14 protein-coding genes and 1 pseudogene are annotated in these 19,604 nt (G+C 63.1%); 8 read left to right on the top strand and 7 right to left on the bottom strand.

Features of this window, described 5'->3' with window-relative positions; genetic code table 11:
- Nucleotides 1–96: 96 nt before the first annotated feature.
- Nucleotides 97–669 carry a xanthine phosphoribosyltransferase gene (locus ACYCCG_RS02840; RefSeq protein WP_003253535.1) on the bottom strand — a complete coding sequence of 191 codons (573 nt, stop codon included), beginning with the start codon at nucleotides 667–669 and terminating at the stop codon, nucleotides 97–99.
- Nucleotides 670–780: 111 nt separating this feature from the next.
- Nucleotides 781–2,790, bottom strand: coding sequence for a DNA helicase Rep (gene rep / locus ACYCCG_RS02835; protein ID WP_021785228.1), 2,010 nt, complete (start codon nucleotides 2,788–2,790; stop codon nucleotides 781–783).
- 294 nt (nucleotides 2,791–3,084) lie between these two features.
- On the opposite strand from rep, the gene ACYCCG_RS02830 reads away from it, so the two are divergent.
- The gene (locus ACYCCG_RS02830) at nucleotides 3,085–4,752 is read left to right on the top strand and encodes a putative bifunctional diguanylate cyclase/phosphodiesterase (protein ID WP_209969164.1); all 1,668 of its coding nucleotides are present in this window, start codon (nucleotides 3,085–3,087) and stop codon (nucleotides 4,750–4,752) included.
- A gap of 242 nt (nucleotides 4,753–4,994) precedes the next feature.
- Here the strand turns inward: ACYCCG_RS02830 and ACYCCG_RS02825 are convergent, their stop codons facing one another.
- Complete coding sequence (locus ACYCCG_RS02825; RefSeq protein ID WP_209969168.1) at nucleotides 4,995–6,383, bottom strand: NorM family multidrug efflux MATE transporter; 1,389 nt, start codon at nucleotides 6,381–6,383, stop codon at nucleotides 4,995–4,997.
- A gap of 156 nt (nucleotides 6,384–6,539) precedes the next feature.
- Here ACYCCG_RS02825 and ACYCCG_RS02820 point away from each other — a divergent pair, with 156 nt between their 5' ends.
- On the top strand, nucleotides 6,540–7,466 hold the full coding sequence (locus ACYCCG_RS02820) for a LysR substrate-binding domain-containing protein (protein ID WP_176682861.1): 927 nt from the start codon (nucleotides 6,540–6,542) through the stop codon (nucleotides 7,464–7,466).
- 85 nt (nucleotides 7,467–7,551) lie between these two features.
- On the opposite strand, the gene hglS is transcribed toward ACYCCG_RS02820, so the two are convergent.
- Both hglS and ACYCCG_RS02810 read right to left on the bottom strand, forming a co-directional pair.
- Complete coding sequence (gene hglS / locus ACYCCG_RS02815) at nucleotides 7,552–8,946, bottom strand: 2-oxoadipate dioxygenase/decarboxylase HglS (protein WP_209969175.1); 1,395 nt, start codon at nucleotides 8,944–8,946, stop codon at nucleotides 7,552–7,554.
- Nucleotides 8,947–9,121: 175 nt separating this feature from the next.
- Nucleotides 9,122–10,012: a LysR family transcriptional regulator gene (locus tag ACYCCG_RS02810; protein WP_339533558.1), complete on the bottom strand. Its 891-nt coding sequence runs from the start codon at nucleotides 10,010–10,012 to the stop codon at nucleotides 9,122–9,124.
- A gap of 135 nt (nucleotides 10,013–10,147) precedes the next feature.
- On the opposite strand from ACYCCG_RS02810, the gene amaB reads away from it, so the two are divergent.
- Nucleotides 10,148–11,638 (top strand): L-piperidine-6-carboxylate dehydrogenase, encoded by a 1,491-nt coding sequence (amaB, locus tag ACYCCG_RS02805; RefSeq protein WP_003253547.1) that lies wholly within the window; start codon nucleotides 10,148–10,150, stop codon nucleotides 11,636–11,638.
- 157 nt (nucleotides 11,639–11,795) lie between these two features.
- Complete coding sequence (gene amaA, locus ACYCCG_RS02800) at nucleotides 11,796–13,082, top strand: L-pipecolate oxidase (RefSeq protein WP_459669365.1); 1,287 nt, start codon at nucleotides 11,796–11,798, stop codon at nucleotides 13,080–13,082.
- Nucleotides 13,083–13,380: 298 nt separating this feature from the next.
- On the opposite strand, the pseudogene ACYCCG_RS02795 reads toward amaA, so the two are convergent.
- Nucleotides 13,381–13,582, bottom strand: a pseudogene (locus ACYCCG_RS02795) (mechanosensitive ion channel protein MscS); the annotation flags it as partial.
- A gap of 148 nt (nucleotides 13,583–13,730) precedes the next feature.
- Here ACYCCG_RS02795 and ycaC point away from each other — a divergent pair.
- The 4 genes from ycaC to ACYCCG_RS02775 all read left to right on the top strand — a co-directional run bounded on the left by ycaC (nucleotide 13,731) and on the right by ACYCCG_RS02775 (nucleotide 17,827).
- A complete protein-coding gene (ycaC, locus tag ACYCCG_RS02790) occupies nucleotides 13,731–14,360 on the top strand; it encodes an isochorismate family cysteine hydrolase YcaC (protein ID WP_019096461.1) in 630 nt (209 codons plus the stop codon).
- A 117-nt stretch (nucleotides 14,361–14,477) separates the two neighbouring features.
- Nucleotides 14,478–14,786: a hypothetical protein gene (locus tag ACYCCG_RS02785; RefSeq protein WP_020193757.1), complete on the top strand. Its 309-nt coding sequence runs from the start codon at nucleotides 14,478–14,480 to the stop codon at nucleotides 14,784–14,786.
- Between the two features lie 40 nt (nucleotides 14,787–14,826).
- The gene (locus tag ACYCCG_RS02780; protein WP_176682856.1) at nucleotides 14,827–15,645 is read left to right on the top strand and encodes an alpha/beta fold hydrolase; all 819 of its coding nucleotides are present in this window, start codon (nucleotides 14,827–14,829) and stop codon (nucleotides 15,643–15,645) included.
- A gap of 199 nt (nucleotides 15,646–15,844) precedes the next feature.
- On the top strand, nucleotides 15,845–17,827 hold the full coding sequence (locus tag ACYCCG_RS02775) for an amidohydrolase (RefSeq protein ID WP_459669364.1): 1,983 nt from the start codon (nucleotides 15,845–15,847) through the stop codon (nucleotides 17,825–17,827).
- Nucleotides 17,828–18,004: 177 nt separating this feature from the next.
- Here the strand turns inward: ACYCCG_RS02775 and ACYCCG_RS02770 are convergent, their stop codons facing one another.
- A complete protein-coding gene (locus ACYCCG_RS02770; RefSeq protein WP_459669362.1) occupies nucleotides 18,005–19,603 on the bottom strand; it encodes an MFS transporter in 1,599 nt (532 codons plus the stop codon).
- Between the last annotated feature and the right edge of the window lies 1 nt (nucleotide 19,604).

The raw sequence follows: 19,604 nt of genomic DNA, 5'->3' as shown, positions 1-19,604 counted from the left end.
ATTCGCGGGCACGCCCGCTCCCACAGGTACGGCACAGCGTTCGAGACCTGTGCTGTCCCTGTGGGAGCGGGCGTGCCCGCGAAGCAGGTGTCGCGTTTATTCGATGAAGCTGACTACACCACCTTCCAGCGACTTCACCCGGGCCAGCGATTCAACGCGGTAGCCCTGGCTGTCCAGTTCGGCACGGCCGCCCTGGAACGACTTCTCGATCACGATGCCCAGGCCCGCCACGGTGGCACCTGCCTGCTTGATGATCGAGATCAGCGCCTGCGAGGCCTTGCCGTTGGCCAGGAAGTCGTCGATCACCAGCACACGGTCGCTGCTGTTGAGGTGACGCGGCGAGATGGCCACGGTGTTCTCGGTCTGCTTGGTGAAGGAATACACCGAGGCGGTCAGCAGGTTCTCGGTCAGGGTCAGCGACTGGTGCTTGCGAGCGAAGATGACCGGCACACCCAGTTTCAGACCGGTCATCACCGCCGGGGCAATGCCTGAGGCTTCGATGGTGACGATCTTGGTCACACCGGCGTCGGCGAACAGGCGAGCGAACTCGTCACCGATCAGCTGCATCAGCGCCGGATCGATCTGGTGGTTGAGAAACGCGTCGACTTTGAGAACCTGATCGGAAAGCACGATGCCTTCTTCGCGAATCTTCTGATGCAGTGCTTCCACTGTGATTTCCTCGATGTAGATAGTGGTCTGTATGGCCGATCTGTGAGCTCAAATCGGCCATACAAACCACCGTGGCCGCTAACAGCGGCAAAGTTAAAGAGTAATGGTTGATCAGCGTTTGAGCATCGCCCGGATATCGGCCAGGGCGTTGTTGCCGCGTGCGGCCTTCACCTCGACCGGCGCATCGTCCAGGCCCTCCCAGGCCAGGTCGTCCGGAGGCAGTTCGTCGAGGAACCGGCTGGGCGTGCAGTCGATGATTTCACCGTACTGCTTGCGCTTGGCGGCGAAGGTGAAGGCCAGGGTCTGGCGCGCGCGGGTGATGCCCACGTAGGCCAGGCGGCGTTCCTCTTCGATGGTGTCGGCCTCGATGCTGGAGCGGTGCGGGAGGATTTCCTCTTCCATGCCCATGATGAACACGTAGGGGAATTCCAGGCCCTTGGAGGCATGCAGGGTCATCATCTGCACACCTTCGGCGTTCTCTTCTTCTTCCTGCTGGCGCTCGAGCATGTCGCGCAGCACCAGCTTGCCGATGGCGTCTTCGATGGTCATGTCACCCTCTTCGTCCTTCTCGAGGGTGTTTTTCAGCGCTTCCACCAGGAACCAGACGTTGCTGATGCGGAATTCTGCAGCCTTGTCGCTGGCGGTCTGCTGGCGGATCCAGTTCTCGTAGTCGATGTCGCGGATCATCTCGTGCAGCGCGGCAATCGGGTCTTCCAGGGCGACCTTGTGGCGCACCCCATCCAGCCAATGCTTGAAGCGCTGCAAACGCTCGGTGTAGCGCGCGTCCAGGTGCTCGCCCAGGCCCAGTTCCTCGCTGGCGGCGTACATCGATATACCGCGCTCGGTGGCGTAGTTGCCGAGCTTTTCCAGGGTGGTGGAGCCGATTTCCCGGCGCGGTACGTTGATCACACGCAGGTAGGCGTTGTCGTCGTCCGGGTTCACCAGCAAGCGCAGGTAGGCCATCAGGTCCTTGACCTCCTGGCGGCCGAAGAAACTGTTGCCACCCGACAGGCGATACGGCACCTGGTGGTGCTGCAGCTTCAGTTCGATCAGCTTGGCCTGGTAGTTGCCGCGGTAGAGGATGGCGAAGTCGCTGTACGGGCGGTTGGTGCGCAGGTGCAAGGTGAGGATTTCCATGGCCACGCGTTCGGCCTCGGCTTCCTCGTTCTTGCAACGGATCACGCGGATCTCGTCGCCCACGCCCATTTCGCTCCATAGCTGTTTCTCGAACGCATGCGGGTTGTTGGCGATCAACACGTTGGCACAGCGCAGGATGCGGCTGGTGGAGCGGTAGTTCTGCTCGAGCATGACGATCTTCAGGGAGGGGTAGTCCTCCTTGAGCAGCATCAGGTTCTCAGGGCGTGCACCACGCCAGGCGTAGATCGACTGGTCGTCGTCGCCTACCACGGTGAACTGGTTGCGCATGCCGATCAGCATCTTCACCAGCAGGTACTGGCTGGCGTTGGTGTCCTGATATTCGTCTACCAGCAGGTAGCGCACACGGTTTTGCCAGCGTTCCAGCACCTCGGGGTGCTCCTGGAACAGTTTGACTGGCAGCAGGATCAGGTCATCGAAGTCCACTGCGTTGAACGCCTTGAGCGTACGCTGATAGTGGGTGTAGACGATGGCTGCGGTCTGCTCGCGTGGGTTGCGCGCTTTTTCCAGGGCCTCTGGTGGCAGGATAAGGTCGTTCTTCCAGGCACCGATCATGTTCTTGATCTCGTCGATGCCGTCGTCGCCGGAGTATTCCTTCTGCATGATGTCCGACAGCAACGCTTTGATGTCGGACTCGTCGAAGATCGAGAACCCCGGCTTGTAACCCAGGCGCTCGTGTTCCTTGCGGATGATGTTCAGGCCCAGGTTGTGGAACGTACACACGGTCAGGCCACGGCCTTCTCCCGGGCGCAGCAAGGTGGCAACCCGCTCCTTCATCTCGCGCGCGGCCTTGTTGGTAAAGGTCATCGCCACGATGTACTGGGCGCGGATGCCGCAGTTCTGGATGAGGTGGGCAATCTTGCGCGTGATCACGCTGGTCTTGCCCGAACCTGCACCGGCGAGCACCAAAAGAGGGCCGCCGACATAGTCACGGGCTTCCTGCTGCCGGGGATTGAGTCGGGACATGCTAGAAACCGGGGGTCGCCAGAAAATAGCCGCGCATTCTAACAGGCATGGGGCCGTTGTGGCGCGACCGTCTGACGTCTGAGTCAGACTTTTGTCCGTCTCACTATTAGCGCTACTAATGCTAGTAGCTGAAAAAATCATATTTGCCGGTTTGTGCCGTTTCGCGCAGGATGCACGACAAAATACGTCGGGATGCTACGCCCGAGAAACATGTATAAAATTGAAAATCATTTTCATTGAATGCAGTGGCATACCCGCCAGTCTCGTTGCACCGTGAAGCCCTAAGGAGCCCGCTTGTCCACGCCTGTCGAACCTTTGCGTTTGCTGCTGTTGGCCGATGAGCCGGAATGGGCCGCCTTGTTGCACGCCTGCATGCCTGCACTGGGTGGCAGCGCCGTGCTACTGACTGCGCCAAACTGGGAGGCGGTCGACAGCCTGTTCAGTCATGATCGCCAGGCCGTCGTGCTGGCAACGCCAGGCTTGCAGCCCGCCGCCGGGCGTTGCGAGCTGCCGACCATCCTGCTGCTTGACCACGAGCCTGAGGCGGCGCCCAGCGCTGTCAGCGACTGGCTGGTACGCGACCAGCTCAACGCCGATACCCTGCGCCGCTCACTGCGCCATGTGCGAGAGCGCGGTGTGCTGGTCGCCACCTTGCAGCGCCTGGCCGAGCAGGATCCGCTGACCGGCATCGCCAACCGCCAGGGCTTCCAGGCTTTGCTCAATGCGCGCCTGGCCGAAAACGACGGCCGTGGTGTTGCGCTTGGCCACCTGGACCTGGACAACTTCCGCCACGTCAACGATGCCCTCGGCCACCAGTGCGGTGACCGGTTGATCCTGCAGGTCGTGGCACGGCTGAAGCATCAGTTGGAAGCGGGCGACCAGTTGGCACGACTGGGCAGCGACGAGTTTGCCCTGCTGATCGACACCCGCCGCGATGCCAACCGCGCCGAATGGATGGCCGACCGCATCGTCGAGGCCTTGGCCGAACCTTATTGGATCGACGGCGAAAGCCTGTTGTTGGGCTGCAGCCTGGGCCTGGCCCATGCTCGCGCACAGAGCGGCGCCGATCCGCTGATGTGGCACGCGCACATCGCCATGCGTCAGGCCAAGGGCAGCCAAGGCTGCACCTTCCATGTGTTCAACGAACGCATCAACCGCAACGCCCGCAGCCTTGCCGACCTGGAAAGCGAATTGCGCCGCGCCCTGCGCCGCGACGAGCTGGAGCTGCACTATCAGCCCCGCCTTAACCTGGCCGACGGGCGCATTGTCGGGCTGGAGGCGCTGGTGCGCTGGCGCCATGGCGAGCGCGGGCTGCTGCCGCCCAGCGAGTTCGTGCCACTGGCCGAGCAGAGCGGCCTGATCGTGCCCTTGGGCTATTGGGTTATTTCCCGTGCCTTGAGTGACATGCAGGCACTGTGCGAGCGCGGCCTGGAACCGCTGCACATGGCGGTCAATTTGAGTTTCCGCCAGTTCCAGGACAGCCAGCTACTGGCCACCTTGAGTCGCCTGATCCTCGAGCACGGTGTGGATGCCCGCTGGCTTGAGTTCGAACTGACCGAGACGGCGGTGATGCGCCGCAACGAGGTGGTGCGCCAGACCATGGACGCGCTGGGTCGCCTGGGCGTGCGCTTCTCGCTCGATGATTTCGGCACCGGGTTCTCTTCGTTCGTGCACCTCAACAGCCTGCCGATCACCTTGCTCAAGGTGGACCGCAGCTTTGTTGCGGAAATGGAAATGCGTGAAGAAAACCGTAAGCTGGTGCACGCCATGATCAACCTGGCGCACAACCTCAACCTCGAGGTGGTGGCCGAGGGGGTGGAGAGTGAAGAGCAGCTGGCGTTGTTGCGTGGGTTTGGCTGCGACCAGGTGCAGGGTTTCCTGGTCAGCAAGCCGCTGCCGATAGAGGAATTGATGGCGTATTTGCTGCAGGCGCCTGGCCGCCAGTTGGAGGGTGTCCTTTAGGGCCCTTTCGCGGGTACGCTCGCAGGGGACGCGCAATTTTGAGCCTGCGCAATCCTGTAGGAGCGGGTTTACCCGCGAATGGGCCGGGCCTGCTGGCAAATCTCCACCAGGCGTTCACCGTTGCCGCCACCATCGTATTCGCGGGTAAACCCGCTCCTACACACTGATCTGCGGTGGACACACACCGGGGGTTGGGCACAGGCCGTTGTAGGAGCGGGTTTACCCGCGAATAGGCCCCCAAGTCAGGCCGAAGCCGTCGCTTTTCCGGTAGCCCAAGCCTTCCCCAGCAACCGCTTCATCCGCCACTCAAAGCCAAAGGTCAGCGCCACCGCCGCACATGCCAGCCCCAGCGCCAGCCCCCACCAGATCCCTACTGCACCACCGCCCAGGGTAAAGGTGAACAACCAGGCGCTCGGCGCCCCCACCAGCCAGTAGCACACCAGCCCGATCAGGAAGGTGGTCTTGGCATCTTTCAGCCCTCGGATAGAGCCCATGGCAATCGTCTGCATGCCGTCGAACAGTTCGAACCACGCCGCCACCATCAACAACTGCACGGCCACCTGGAAGATCGCGGCAAAGGCCGGGTCATTACGGTCGATAAACAGCCCTACCAGCGCTTCGGGCAGCAGCAGGAACAGGGCGGCGAAGGCAAACATGATCATTGCCCCGAAGCCGATGCCCACCCGCCCGGCGCTGCGTGCTGCCAGCAGGTTACCGGCGCCGTAGTACAGGCCTACGCGCATGGTCACCGCATAGGACAAGCCTGTCGGTACCATGAATGCCGTGGACACGATCTGCAGGGCAATCTGGTGCGCCGCCAGTTCGGTGCTGCCCAGTACGCCCATGCACAGCGCGGCGAAGGCGAACAGGCCCACTTCCACCATGTACGTGCCGCCAATCGGCAGGCCCAGCCGCCACAGTTCGCGCAAGGCCGCCAGTGATGGGCGTGACAGGCCCTTGCGCAGCGGGTAGGCGGCGTAGGCCGGGTGCCAGCGGATGTACAGCGCCAGGGCGATGGCCATGCCCATCGACACCACTGCAGTGACCAGGCCGATGCCCATCAGCCCCAGCTTGGGCAGGCCGAACATGCCCTCGATCAGCGCCACGTTGAACAGGTAGTTGAGCACCGTGCCTACCAGGCTGATGACCATCACCGGGGTCGAGCGGCCCAGCGCGCTGGTGAAGCCGCGCAAGGCCATGAAGGTCAGGTAGCCGGGCAGGGCCAGCGGCAGCAGGGTAAGGAATTGCGCCGCCGAGGCCACGTTCTCGGGCTTTTGCCCGAACAGCAGCAGCACCGGTTCAAGGTTCCACAGCACCAGCGCAGCGAACAGTGCAAGGCCCCAGGCCAGCCACAGACCGTTCTGCGCCAGGCGGGTAGCGCCCTCGATGTCGTTGGCACCCTTGCGAATGGCCACCAGCGTGCCGACTGCGGCGATCACGCCCAGGCAGAAGATCGATACGAACGAATAGCTGGCTGCCCCCAGACCACCACCCGCCAGAGCCTGAGGGCTGATGCGGGCCATCATCAGGGTGTCGGTCAGCACCATCAGCATGTGCGCCAACTGCGAGGCAATCAGCGGCCCGGCCAGGCGCAGCAAAGCCTTGAGTTCTGTGGTGGGCGCGACGTGCATGGGGCGGTCCTTCATTCTGGAGTGATCAACGAACGGCGATTCTGAGGCTTCGGTCAACTTTGCACAAAAGGATAAAAGCGATAGTTGGCATGAGTTGAACTCATGTATATAGGTTTCTCGGTGACTTGCCTCACACGCCTATATTGCAGGTGCCTCATGCCACGCCAGCTACCACCCCTGTATGCACTGCGCGCATTCGAAGCTGCCGCGCGGCTAAGCTCCTTCACCCGTGCGGGCGAAGAGCTTTCTATTACCCAAAGCGCCATCAGCCGGCATATCCGTACGTTGGAAGAGCATTTTGCCTGCCGCCTGTTCGTGCGCAGTGGCCGCAGCCTGCAACTTACCGAAGCGGGGCGGGTACTGCTGCCGGGCGTGCGCGAGGGCTTTGCGGCGTTTGAGCGGGCCTGCGAAACCTTGAGTGGTGAAGACGACATACTGCGCATGAAAGCCCCCTCGACCCTGACCATGCGCTGGTTGCTGGCGTGCCTCAGTCGCTTTCGCCACCTGCAACCGGGCAATGAGGTGCAGCTGACCAGTGCCTGGATGGATGTCGACCATGTGGACTTCCACCAGGAGCCGTTCGATTGCGCGGTGTTGCTCAGCGACGGGGTATTCCCGCCGGAGTGGGAGGTGCGCAAGCTGTTCCCTGAGTTGTTGATCCCGGTCGGCGCGCCGGACCTGCTCGACGAGGAACCCTGGAATGTGTGCAGGCTGGCCTCTGTCGAACTGCTGCACCCCACGGTGGACAAGCGTGACTGGCGGGAGTGGCTGGAGCGTATGGGGCTTGGCGACAAGGTATCGCTCAAGGGCGGCCAGGTGTTCGACACCCTGGAGCTGGGCATGATTGCCGCAGCGCGTGGCTACGGGATATCCATGGGCGACTTGCTGATGGTGGCCGAAGATGTGGCGCAGAAGCGCTTGAGCCTGCCATGGCCGACGGCGGTGCCCAGCGGCATGGATTACTACCTGGTGTGGCCGCGTACCCGCCCGGGTGGCGAGCGTTTGCGGCGGTTGAGTGCGTTTCTGGAAGACGAGGTGGCGGCGATGGATTTGCCGGATGTGGAAATCTTGCCGCGTCTTTGATCACCTGCACCGGCCTCTTCGCGGGCTCGCCCGCTCCCACAGGTCTTGTGGGAGCGGGCGAGCCCGCGAAGAGGCCGGTACAGATTTACATCGAGCCCAGATTCAACGCTTGTGCACAGGCCTGCAGCGACCGGCGCTCGCTTTGCGCATACAGCGCCAGCTCATCCTGTACCTGCAACCCCAACGCCGCTTCGAACGCTTCGCGGTTGGCGTTGCTGCCGTATTCGGCCTGCGCATCGTCGCCCAGGTTGGACTGGAAGATCCCCGCTGCGCTCACTGGCAGGAAGTCCTCGTACACCAGCGCCTCGAAGTGCACGTGGCCCGCGTCGATCAAGCCTTGCAGGGTGGTCGGGCGGCCTTCCTGGTCGCGTGCGGCCAGGCCTTTCTCGGTGGCGAAGTAGCGGAAATATGCAAGGCCTTGTTCGCGCATCTGCGCCAGGTCATCCGGGAATTCGGCAAAGTTTGCCTTCAGCAGCGCCATGTAACGCTCGGCATTGGCTTCGGCTGGAGCGCCACCCAGCGCAGCGCGGGTAGCGTCGAGCAACTTGTCGTAGAGCTGGCGACCTTTCGGCGTCAACGCTGCACCGCGTTGCTCGATTTCGCCAAAGCGTGCGGTGTGGCTGCCTTTGCTGCCTTGCTGGTCGCTGAAAGCGACCGTTTCCTGCAGAGCCTTGAAGCTGGTCTGGCGCAGCAGGATCGGGTGGCGGCGGGTGGGCGGGCCTTCAACCACGGCCTTCGGCGGGATGCCCTTGGCCGGCATGCCGCGCTGGATTGCATCGATATCCAGGGTACGTGGGGTCAGGTGGTTGATGTGCGGGCCCTTGAAGGCCACCACATCGGCGATCAGGCGGTGTTGGTCGTGCAGCTGCTGGTATTGCTCGGCAGTGACGGTAGCGTCCTGGTGCCAGCGGAAGGTGTGCAGCGCTTCCTGCACGAACGTCTCTGCATCCGCGGCGTCAAGGCCACCCTCGCGCTCACACTGGGCGATCAGTTCGAGGGCGCGGGCGGTGAAGATCTGGCGCTTGGCCAGGATGCCCTGTGCCAGCTCGCGCAACTGCGGGTTGTCGATCAGCTCCAGACGCAGCAGCGAGGTGAACACACGGAACGGGCTGACATGCAGCGATTGCTCGTGCACCGCGCGGAAGGCAGTGGAATGCACCGGTACGCCAGCGGAGCTGAGGTCATAGTAGCCGACCGGCTGCATGCCCATGACGGCGAACAGGCGGGCGATGGTGGCCAGTTCTTCGGCGGTGCCGACGCGGATGGCGCCGTGGCGTTCCTGGTCAAGGCGCTCGATTTCGCCGGTCCAGCGCAGGGCCTCGGCCACTTCGGGTTGCCGGGCCATCACCTGCTGGTTGATTTCGCTCACCAGCTCCAGCAGCGTGCCGTACAGCGGCACTTCCTGTTTGTACATGAGCGACATGGCGGCAGAGAACTGCGCGCGGATGCTGTCTGGGCTGACGAAATCGTGGGCTGGCATCGCTAGCTTCCTGGTTGGGTTCGGACGCTTACATGAAAGCTGGGAATGCACTTTGCTCACAAGCGAAAAAAAGTGAGTGTGTCATTCCTTTTTTGATCGACCTCGACGGCCCTTTCGCGGCTAAAGCCGCTCCTACGCGGTCCCCGTAGGAGCGGCTTTAGCCGCGAAGAGGCCCTCAAGCCTGGAGCTGTTCGTGGATCCACTCCACCAGCGCCCGCACCTTGGGCACTTCCGCCGCATGCTCGGCATACGCCAGGTAATGCGCCCCGGCACTGCGCATCGCATGGTTCCACGGCACCACCAGGCTACCGTCGGCCAGTTCCTTCGCCGCCAGGTAGCGCGGCACCAGCGCCACCCCGCACCCGGCCTGCGCCGCGCTCAACGCCATATAGAACGTATCGAAGCGCGGCCCGTGGTAGGCGCTGACGCTTTGCAGGCCCTGCTCCAGGAACCACTCATGCCAGGCCTCCGGGCGCGAGGTGCTTTGCAGCAGCACCAGCTCGGCCAGCTCCTCGGCACCGGCCAGCCTGCGTCCGGTCAGCAGCTCTGGCGCACACACCGGCACCACCTCTTCACGGAACAACTCCACGCAGGTGGCCCCGGGCCAGGTGCCCTGGCCATAGAAGAACACCACGTCGGCCGAGCCTTGCAGCAGGGCGAACGGCTCCATCTCGTTGCGAATGTCCAGGTGGATATTGCTGTGCCGTTTGCCAAAACCCTTCAGGTGCGGGATCAACCAGCGCACGCCAAAACTCGGTTGAGTGGCTACCTTCAATATCTCGGTCTGCTCGCCGTAGGTGAGTACGTAGCGGCTGGACATGTCCACCTGGGTGAGGATCTTGTTGACCTCGGCCAGGTACAGGCTGCCGGCCGGCGTAAGCTGCAAGCGCCGACGGATGCGCAGGAACAGGTGGTGGCGCAGCATGTCCTCCAGCTGCGCCACCTGCTTGCTGACCGCGCTCTGGGTCAGGTGCAGTTCTTCGGCAGCACGGGTAAAACTCAGATGGCGGGCTGCAGCTTCAAAGCACTGCAGGGCGGTCATGGAGGGTACCAGGCGTTTTGACATAGCGGTCTCTGCGGCTCAAATCATTACCTGACGGAATGATATGCGGAATAAAGGTCGTTTGTTGTACCTATGTGATCGGATTAATACTGATCCACATCATTTTTCCACCCCATCACCGATGTAGGAGATGCACAAATGGTTGCTGGATTGCTCGAGCGCCTTGGCGTTGCCGCCGAGGCTTACACCCAGGGCGACTACCCTGTTCACACGCCGATCGACGGCAGCCAGATCGCCTCGGTGAAACTGCTCGGCAAGGCCGAGACCATCGCCCGCATCGATCAGGCCCAGAGCGCCTTCGAAGCCTGGCGCAGTGTGCCGGCTCCGCGCCGTGGCGAACTGGTGCGCCTGTTCGGCGAAGTGCTGCGTGAGCACAAGGCCGACCTCGGCGAGCTGGTCTCGATCGAAGCCGGCAAGATCACCCAGGAAGGCCTGGGCGAAGTGCAGGAAATGATCGACATCTGCGACTTCGCCGTAGGCCTGTCGCGCCAGCTGTACGGCCTGACCATCGCTTCCGAGCGCCCTGGCCACCACATGCGTGAAACCTGGCACCCGCTGGGCGTGGTCGGCGTCATCAGCGCCTTCAACTTCCCGGTTGCCGTGTGGGCCTGGAACACCGCGCTGGCGCTGGTGGCCGGCAACTCGGTGGTATGGAAGCCGTCCGAGAAAACTCCGCTGACCGCCCTGGCCTGCCAGGCGCTGTTCGAAAAAGCCCTGAAAGCCTTCGGCGATGCTCCGGCTGGCTTGGCACAACTGGTTATCGGCGGCCGTGAAGCTGGCGAAGCCATGGTCGACGACCCGCGCGTACCGCTGGTCAGCGCCACCGGCAGCACCCGCATGGGTCGCGAAGTCGGCCCACGCGTGGCTGCCCGCTTCGGCCGCAGCATCCTGGAGCTGGGTGGCAACAACGCCATGATCCTGGCCCCGAGCGCCGACCTGGACCTGGCCGTGCGTGGCATCCTGTTCTCGGCTGTCGGCACTGCCGGCCAGCGTTGCACCACCCTGCGCCGCCTGATCGTGCACCGCTCGATCAAGGACGAAGTGGTTGCCCGCGTCAAAGCCGCCTACGGCAAAGTGCGCATCGGCGACCCACGTAAAGACAACCTGGTAGGCCCGCTGATCGACAAGCAGTCGTTCGACGCCATGCAAGGTGCACTGGCCAAGGCCCGCGACGAAGGTGGCCAGGTATTTGGTGGCGAGCGTCAGTTGGCCGACCAGTACCCGAACGCCTACTACGTTTCGCCAGCCATTGCTGAAATGCCGGCGCAGAGTGACGTGGTGCGCCACGAAACCTTCGCCCCGATCCTGTATGTGCTGGCCTATGACGACTTCGAAGAGGCCCTGCGCCTGAACAACGAAGTGCCACAAGGCCTGTCGTCCTGCATCTTCACCACCGACATCCGTGAGGCCGAGCGCTTCCAGAGCGCCTCGGGCAGCGACTGTGGTATCGCCAACGTCAACATCGGCACCAGCGGCGCCGAGATCGGCGGTGCGTTTGGTGGCGAGAAGGAAACGGGCGGTGGCCGTGAGTCGGGCTCGGATGCCTGGAAAGGCTACATGCGTCGCCAGACCAACACCGTGAACTACTCGCGTGAGCTGCCGCTGGCGCAGGGTATCGTGTTCGACTGATGTATTGATGCTGCATGGCCGGGGGCCTGGCCCCCGGTTCGCGGGTAGACCCGCTCCTACAGGGTTCGTCCAAGCGACACCGACCCCTGTAGGAGCGGGTTTACCCGCGAATGGGCCGCCTTGCGGCCCCAACAAGAACAAATTGCTGGAGCCGGCCATGTCCGAACTGCGTCAACAATGCTTGTGGGAACACGTCAGCAAACCGACCGTCGCCGCCCAGGCCCTGGCCGGTGAGCACAAGGCCGATGTCTGCGTGATCGGCGGCGGTATTACCGGCCTGTCGGCGGCCATCCACCTGCTCGAACAGGGCAAGTCGGTGATCGTGCTGGAGGCCTGGCAGATCGGCCACGGTGGCTCCGGGCGCAACGTCGGCCTGGTCAACGCCGGCACCTGGATCCGCCCCGACGACGTCGAGGCCACCCTTGGCCAGAAGCAGGGCAGCCGCCTGAACAAGGTGCTTGGCGAAGCCCCGGCTGAAGTGTTCGCCATGATCGAGCGCCTCGGCATCGATTGCCAGGCCCAGCACAAAGGCACGCTGCACATGGCGCACAACGCCACCGGCATCGCCGACCTCGAAGCGCGTCACGAACAATGGCGCCGCCGAGGTGCCGACGTCGAGCTGCTGACCGGCGCCCAGTGCCAGGAATACTGCGGTACCGACAAGATTTCCGCTGCGCTGCTTGATCGCCGTGCTGGCACCATCAACCCCATGGGCTACACCCAAGGCCTGGCGGCTGCCGTGGCGCGCCTGGGCGGCAGGATTTTCCAGCAGTCTTCGGTCGAAGGCCTGGAGCGTGAGGGGGATGGCTGGCGGGTGAAGACTGCGCGTGGCGCTGTGCGCGCCGAAAAGGTGGTGATTTCCACCGGCGCCTACACAGAAGGCGACTGGAGCAACCTGCAGAAGCAGTTTTTCCGTGGTTACTACTATCAGGTAGCCTCCAAACCGCTGCAGGGCGCTGCAGCCGACAAGGTGCTGCCACATGGCCAAGGTTCGTGGGACACCCGCACCGTACTCAGCAGCATCCGCCGCGACGACCAGGGCCGCCTGCTGCTCGGCAGCCTGGGCCGGGTAGACAACAAGCCAGCCTGGTTCGTGCGTAGCTGGGCTGACCGCATCCAGAGCCACTATTACCCGGAGCTGGGCAAGGTCGAGTGGGAAATGCACTGGACCGGCTGCATCGACTTCACCCCCGACCACCTGATGCGCCTGTTCGAGCCGGCGCCGGGGCTGGTGGCGGTAACCGGGTACAACGGGCGGGGTAACACAACCGGCACCGTGATCGGGCGTGCGTTTGCTGAGTTCCTGCTCAAGGGCGAGGCGGACAGCCTGCCCATTCCGTTCTCGCCGATGAGCGGCGTGAGCGCGCCTTCGCTGCGTACGGCGTTCTATGAGTCCGGGTTCTCGCTGTACCACGCGGGTCAGTGCCTGAGGGTTGTGTTGTAGCTGCTGGCCTCTTCGCGGGTGAACCCGCTCCTACGCGCGGAGCGGGGGGCACAGATCGGTGGCCCGGCGCAGGCCATTGTGTAGAAGCGGGTTCACCCGCGAAAGGGCCGGACCTGCTGGCCAATTTCCAAAGGCCGATCACCGTTGCCGCCGCTACCGTCTTCGCGGGTAAACCCGCTCCTACAGGCGACCGCGCAGGTTGTTCAAATTTTGAGCAAGACAGTTGCGCCTGTTTAGCGCCTGAGAGGTCTGTGGTGAACATGTGAGCGGGTTTACCCGCGAAGAAGCCAGCACAGGCTCACGTGTGCGACCAACCATGGAAGCCGCCCTTCTTGATTGAAGCCGGCTTCTGCAGCGACAACGACTCCCGGCTCTGTCGCCGAACCGCTGCAACTTGCTCACGCCGTCGGCAGCTCTTCACGCTGCTGCAAACAACTCTTCATCTGCTCCTTGTCGATCCGTTACAGCACGCAGTTGGTCAGCGTGTGGAATTCGGCCAGTCAACCCATTACGTTCTTCATCGTTCCTAGAACAGAACGCTAAAGCCAAAAACCACTATCTACCGCTCCAAAGGTGATGGTTTTAATCTTCTCCCATCAACGCGAAACACCCAGCTGACTGAACATCAAAACCTTAGGAGCAACGACCATGACCAACTTCAAATACAACCGCCTGAACAAAGACGACGCCGCTGTGCTGCTGGTCGATCACCAGGCTGGCCTGTTGTCGCTGGTGCGCGACATCGAGCCGGATGCGTTCAAGAACAACGTGCTGGCCCTGGCCGACCTGGCCAAGTTCTTCAACCTGCCGACCATTCTTACCACCAGCTTCGAGCAAGGCCCCAACGGCCCACTGGTACCGGAGCTGAAAGCCCTGTTCCCGGACGCTCCGTACATTGCCCGCCCTGGCCAGATCAACGCCTGGGACAACGAAGACTTCGTCAAGGCCGTGAAAGCCACTGGCAAGAAGCAGCTGATCATTGCCGGTGTGGTGACTGAGGTCTGTGTAGCTTTCCCGGCCCTGTCGGCCCTGGAAGAAGAGTTCGACGTGTTCGTGGTCACTGATGCCTCCGGCACTTTCAACGCCATGACCCGCGACGCTGCCCACGACCGCATGAGCCAGGCGGGTGCCCAGCTGATGACTTGGTTCGGCGTGGCCTGTGAGCTGCACCGCGACTGGCGCAACGACATCGAAGGCCTGGCCGCGCTGTGCTCCAACCATATCCCGGACTACCGCAACCTGATGACCAGCTACAACGCTTTCAACGCTGGCAAGTAAGCCGACCCGCCTCGGGCGCCGTGAGTCGGTGCCCGCGCAGGGCAGCACACCCATCCAATCCTCCGCCCGTTCGCCGTTGCACAGTGAATGCGGGCAAGCTCATCCCAAGGAACGCCGATGAACACCGCACTCCATGACAACCGCGAAGTGGTGACCGTATGCCTGCAACACAAGGTGCTTGATGGCTCGCCGGGCACCCCGGCAGCGCAACCGCCGCGCTGGAAGCAGGCACTGCTGACCTACCTGGTGATCTGCCCGATGACCATGGTCATCCCGCAACTGCTGGCGCCGCTGTTTGCGCGCTTCCCGCAGCTGGGCGGCGTGATTACCGGCAACCTGATCGTCAACCTGTTCGTCATCCTGCCCGTGGTGTTCTACATCATGCCTTGGGTAACCCGCCGCTGCGCCAACTGGCTGCGCGGCTGAGCCGACGCCTTCACCTGGAAACTTTCAAGGAGATACCGCTATGAGCACGTTCGTTACCCGCGATGGCACTTCGATCTACTTCAAGGACTGGGGCAGCGGCAAGCCTGTGCTGTTCAGCCACGGCTGGCCGCTGGACGCCGACATGTGGGATTCGCAGATGGAGTTCCTGGCCAGCCGCGGTTACCGCGCCATCGCCTTCGACCGCCGGGGTTTCGGGCGCTCGAGCCAGCCGTGGAGCGGTTACGACTACGACACCTTCGCCGATGACATTGCCCAGCTGATCGAACACCTCGACCTGCGCGACGTCACCCTGGTGGGCTTCTCGATGGGGGGCGGTGATGTCAGCCGCTACATCGCCCGCCACGGCAGCGAGCGGGTGGCCGGGCTGGTGTTGCTGGGCGCGGTGACGCCAGTGTTCGGCAAGCGTGACGACAACCCTGACGGTGTCGACCTATCGGTGTTCGAGGGCATCCGGGCCGGCCTGCGTGCCGACCGCGCACAATTCATCGCCGATTTCGCCACGCCGTTCTACGGCCTGAACCATGGGCAGCAGGTGTCCCAGGGTGTGCAGACGCAGACCCTGAACATTGCGCTGATGGCGTCAATCAAAGGCACCCTGGACTGTGTGACGGCCTTCTCGGAGACCGATTTCCGTCCGGACATGGCCAAGGTCGATGTGCCGACGTTGGTGATCCATGGCGATGACGACCAGATCGTGCCGTTCGAGACCACCGGCAAGCAGGCGGCGGAGCTGATTCGCGGCGCCGAGCTGAAGGTGTATGCCGGGGCGCCGCACGGGTTTGCGGTGACCCATGCACAGCAACTGAATGAGGACCTGCTGGCGTTCCTTCAGCGGTAAATGTGGGAAACATTCGCGGGTGAACCCGCTCCTGCGGACGTTGCAGGAGCGGGTTTACCCGCGAAGAGGCCGGCCCAGGCAGCAAAAAGCTTGACCAGGGCTAACCTTCTTCAACCCACCGCACATCCATTCAAGCCCAGGCCTTGCATCAACCGGCATGCTTCGCAGTCCCCCTGCCGGCCCCTAGTCGGAGAAGCCCATGTCCCAGGATCGCAACGACAAGACCCGTCGCCAGTTCCTCGCCACCAGCACTGTGCTCGGTGCCGCCGGCGCACTCTGGTCCGCATTGCCTTTTACCGGCCAAGCCGGTTCCGCTCACGCATCCACGCAAGGAGGTTCCATGACCGCCGACCTGATTCTGTTCAACGGCAAACTGCACACCGTTGACCGCGAAAAGCCCACCGCGACTGCTGTCGCCATCAAGGACGGCCGTTTCATCGCCGTGGGCAGCGACGCCGAGGCCATGGCCCACAAGGGTGCCGCCACGCAGATCATCGACCTCAAGCAACGCACGGTGATCCCGGGTCTCAATGACTCGCACCTGCACCTGATCCGTGGCGGTCTGAACTACAACCTCGAGCTGCGTTGGGAAGGGGTACCGTCGGTGGCCGATGCCCTGCGCATGCTCAAGGACCAGGCGGCGCGCACGCCCACCCCGCAGTGGGTGCGCGTGGTCGGTGGCTGGAACGAATTCCAGTTCGCCGAAAAGCGCATGCCCACCCTTGAAGAAATCAACCAGGCCGCACCCGACACCCCGGTGTTCCTGCTGCACCTGTACGACCGCGCGTTGCTCAACCGCGCCGCACTCAAGGCCGTTGGCTACACCAAGGACACACCGAACCCGCCGGGTGGCGAGATCCAGCGCGACAAGTTCGGCAACCCGACCGGCATGCTGATCGCCCGCCCGAACGCGATGATTCTCTACGCTACGCTGGCCAAGGGGCCTAAGCTGCCGCTGGAGTATCAGGTCAACTCCACTCGCCAGTTCATGCGTGAGCTCAACCGGCTGGGCCTGACCAGCGCCATCGACGCCGGCGGCGGCTACCAGAACTTCCCCGACGACTACTCCGTGATCCAGGAGCTGGCCGACAACGATCAATTGACCGTACGCATCGCCTACAACCTGTTCACCCAGAAGCCCAAGGAAGAACTCGACGATTTCAAGAAGTGGACCTCCAGCGTCAAGCTGCACAGCGGTACCGACTTCTTGCGCCACAATGGCGCTGGCGAAATGCTGGTGTTCTCTGCCGCCGACTTCGAAGACTTCCTCGAGCCGCGCCCAGACCTGCCGCAAACCATGGAAGAAGAGCTGGAGCCGGTGGTGCGCCACTTGGTCGAGCAGCGCTGGCCATTTCGCCTGCACGCCACCTACAACGAATCGATCACGCGCATGCTCGACGTGTTCGAGAAGGTCAACCGTGACATTCCATTCAACGGCCTGCCCTGGTTCTTCGACCACGCCGAAACCATCACCCCGCATAACATCGAACGCGTGCGAGCGCTGGGCGGTGGTATTGCCATCCAGGACCGCATGGCCTTTCAGGGTGAATACTTCGTCGACCGCTACGGCGCCAAGGCCGCCGAGCAGACCCCGCCGATCAAACGCATGCTCGAGATGGGCGTGCCGGTGGGCGCGGGTACCGACGCCACTCGGGTGTCCAGCTACAACCCATGGACTTCACTGTACTGGCTGGTCAGTGGCAAGACGGTCGGTGGCATGGAGCTGTACCCGGAAGGTCTGAGCCGTGACACCGCGCTGCAACTGTTCACCCAGGGCAGCGCCTGGTTTTCCAGCGAGCAAGGCAAGAAAGGCCAGATCAAGGTGGGCCAGCTGGCTGACCTGGCCGCGTTGTCGCTGGACTTCTTCAGTGTCGATGAGGAAGCGATCAAGGGTATCGAATCAGTGTTGACCATCGTTGATGGCAAGGTGGTGTACGGTGCTGGTGAGTTCGACAAGCTTGGCCCGCCGCAGGTGCCGGTGCTGCCGGAGTGGTCGCCGGTGACGAAGGTACCTGGGCACTGGCGTGTCGGTACGCCATCGTTGGCAGCCGCTGTGCACCAGTGCTCGGGGCCGTGCGGGGTGCATGCCCACAGCCATGACAAGGCGCGGCATTCGAGCGTGCCGGTAAATGACTTCCAGGGCTTCTGGGGGGCGCTGGGCTGTTCGTGCTTCGCTTTCTAAGCTGAGCTGATGTGACGAACGGGGGCCAATAACTGGCCCCTTTCTTGTGTCTTCAGTGCCGGCCCTTTCGCGGGTAAACCCGCTCCTACAACGGCCTGTTTCCAACGTCCGGTGTGTGTCTACCGCAGATCATGTGTAGGAGCGGGTTCACCCGCGAATGGGCCGTAAGGGCCGGCATCAATGGTGTGCCTTATGCTCCCCACCAGCCAATAGATGCCGAATCCGCACCTCAACCCCATCGGTCTGCAGCACCCTGACCCGCGCCTCGATCTTCAGTTCGCCACGGGTCACCCGATGGTGATGCCGCAGATGCTCCAGCCACGATTCCTCGAAGAAAAACTCCAGCCACAACGCAGGATCAGCACTGTCCCGCATCAACCCCCACGACAATGCGCCATTGCGCTTGCGCATCGCTTCCAGCTCTCGCGCCGCCTGCTGGAAGGCCTCGGCTTTGGTGGGGGCGATGTGGTACTCGACGGTGACCATCACCGGTCCGACTTCCTTGTCCATGTCATCGCTCAGCACCGGCACCGGCCAATGCAGCGACGGCGTCAGCTCCTCTGCCTCGGTTTCCGGCAGCGTCACCTTGCAGGTCAGCAAGGTACCCAGCGCCAGGCCGCCTGCGGCCAGCAGCAGGCTGAAGGTGATCGTTGCATGGCTGGCCAGCGTGCCCCACAACAGGCCGCCACAGGCCATGGCACCGAAGAAGATCAGGATGTATACCGACAAAGCCCGCGCCCTTACCCAGGCTGGCACCGAAGTCTGCGCAGCCACTTGCAGGTTGGACAGCACCGCGATCCACGCCGCGCCGCTGAGCAGCATCGCGGGCAGCAGCGCATAGAAATTGCGCACCAACGCCAGGGCCAGCAGGAACAGGGCATACAGCAGGCTGGCCAGTAACACCAGGCGGTCACGGCTGATGCGCTCACGCAGGCGCGGCAGCAAGGTGGCGCCCGCCACTGCGCCAATACCGATGGCCGCCAGCAGCAGGCCGAAGTCCGCTGCAGTGCCGTGCATCTCGCCACGCACGATCAGTGGCAGCAGCGAAGTGCCGGCGCTGGCGCAGAAAAAGAACGCCAACGCGCGTAGCAACACGGCCTGCAAAGGCTTGGCACTGCGGGCAAAGCGCAACCCGGTGCGCATGGCGCCAACGAAGCGCTCAGCCGGCAGCAGTGGTTCCTTCACTTCGCGCTTCCACAGGAACAGCACCAGGATCACGCCAGCGAACGAGATGGCATTCAGGGCAAAGGTCAGCCACGGGCCGACCATGCTCACCACCACCCCCGCCAGTGCCGGGCCGATGGCCCGTGACACGTTGATGCCGACACTGGAGAGCGCCACCGCGTTGGCCAGGTCCTTCTTGCCCACCAGTTCCGGTGTCAGTGCGCTCCACGCCGGCATCATCAGCGCTGTACCAATGCCCAGTGCCAGGGTCAGCACCAGCAGCAAGGTGACGTTCATCATCCCGAGCAAGGTCAGGGCCGCCAGCACCACCGCTACGCAAGACATCCACAGCTGCACCAGCAACAGGTAGCGGCGTTTGTCGACGATGTCCGCCGCTGCGCCGGCCGGCAGGGCCAGGAAGAACATCGGCAGCGAGCCGGCTACCTGGATCAACGCCACGTGCAGCGGGCTGGCCGACAGCGTGGTCATCAGCCAGCCGGCGCCCACCTCGTGCATCCAGGTGCCGATGTTGGAGGCGATGGTGGCGACCCACAGCATGCGGAAGGTGGTGTTACGCAACGGGCTCCAGGCACCTGAAGGGGATGTACTCATG

It is taken from the genome of Pseudomonas sp. VEM90, assembly GCF_054611535.1.
The sequence above is the reverse complement of the archived record's forward strand: the minus strand, read 5'-3'. Positions and strand labels throughout refer to the sequence as shown.

What these genes read in the sequence shown, in the direction of transcription:
- rep (WP_021785228.1), bottom strand. Translation starts at nt 2,790, where the DNA reads ATGTCCCGACTCAATCCCCGGCAGCAGGAAGCCCGTGACTATGTCGGC.
- ACYCCG_RS02825 (WP_209969168.1), bottom strand. Translation starts at nt 6,383, where the DNA reads ATGCACGTCGCGCCCACCACAGAACTCAAGGCTTTGCTGCGCCTGGCC.
- ACYCCG_RS02820 (WP_176682861.1), top strand. Translation starts at nt 6,540, where the DNA reads ATGCCACGCCAGCTACCACCCCTGTATGCACTGCGCGCATTCGAAGCT.
- hglS (WP_209969175.1), bottom strand. Translation starts at nt 8,946, where the DNA reads ATGCCAGCCCACGATTTCGTCAGCCCAGACAGCATCCGCGCGCAGTTC.
- ACYCCG_RS02810 (WP_339533558.1), bottom strand. Translation starts at nt 10,012, where the DNA reads ATGTCAAAACGCCTGGTACCCTCCATGACCGCCCTGCAGTGCTTTGAA.
- amaB (WP_003253547.1), top strand. Translation starts at nt 10,148, where the DNA reads ATGGTTGCTGGATTGCTCGAGCGCCTTGGCGTTGCCGCCGAGGCTTAC.
- amaA (WP_459669365.1), top strand. Translation starts at nt 11,796, where the DNA reads ATGTCCGAACTGCGTCAACAATGCTTGTGGGAACACGTCAGCAAACCG.
- ycaC (WP_019096461.1), top strand. Translation starts at nt 13,731, where the DNA reads ATGACCAACTTCAAATACAACCGCCTGAACAAAGACGACGCCGCTGTG.
- ACYCCG_RS02785 (WP_020193757.1), top strand. Translation starts at nt 14,478, where the DNA reads ATGAACACCGCACTCCATGACAACCGCGAAGTGGTGACCGTATGCCTG.
- ACYCCG_RS02780 (WP_176682856.1), top strand. Translation starts at nt 14,827, where the DNA reads ATGAGCACGTTCGTTACCCGCGATGGCACTTCGATCTACTTCAAGGAC.
- ACYCCG_RS02775 (WP_459669364.1), top strand. Translation starts at nt 15,845, where the DNA reads ATGTCCCAGGATCGCAACGACAAGACCCGTCGCCAGTTCCTCGCCACC.
- ACYCCG_RS02770 (WP_459669362.1), bottom strand. Translation starts at nt 19,603, where the DNA reads ATGAGTACATCCCCTTCAGGTGCCTGGAGCCCGTTGCGTAACACCACC.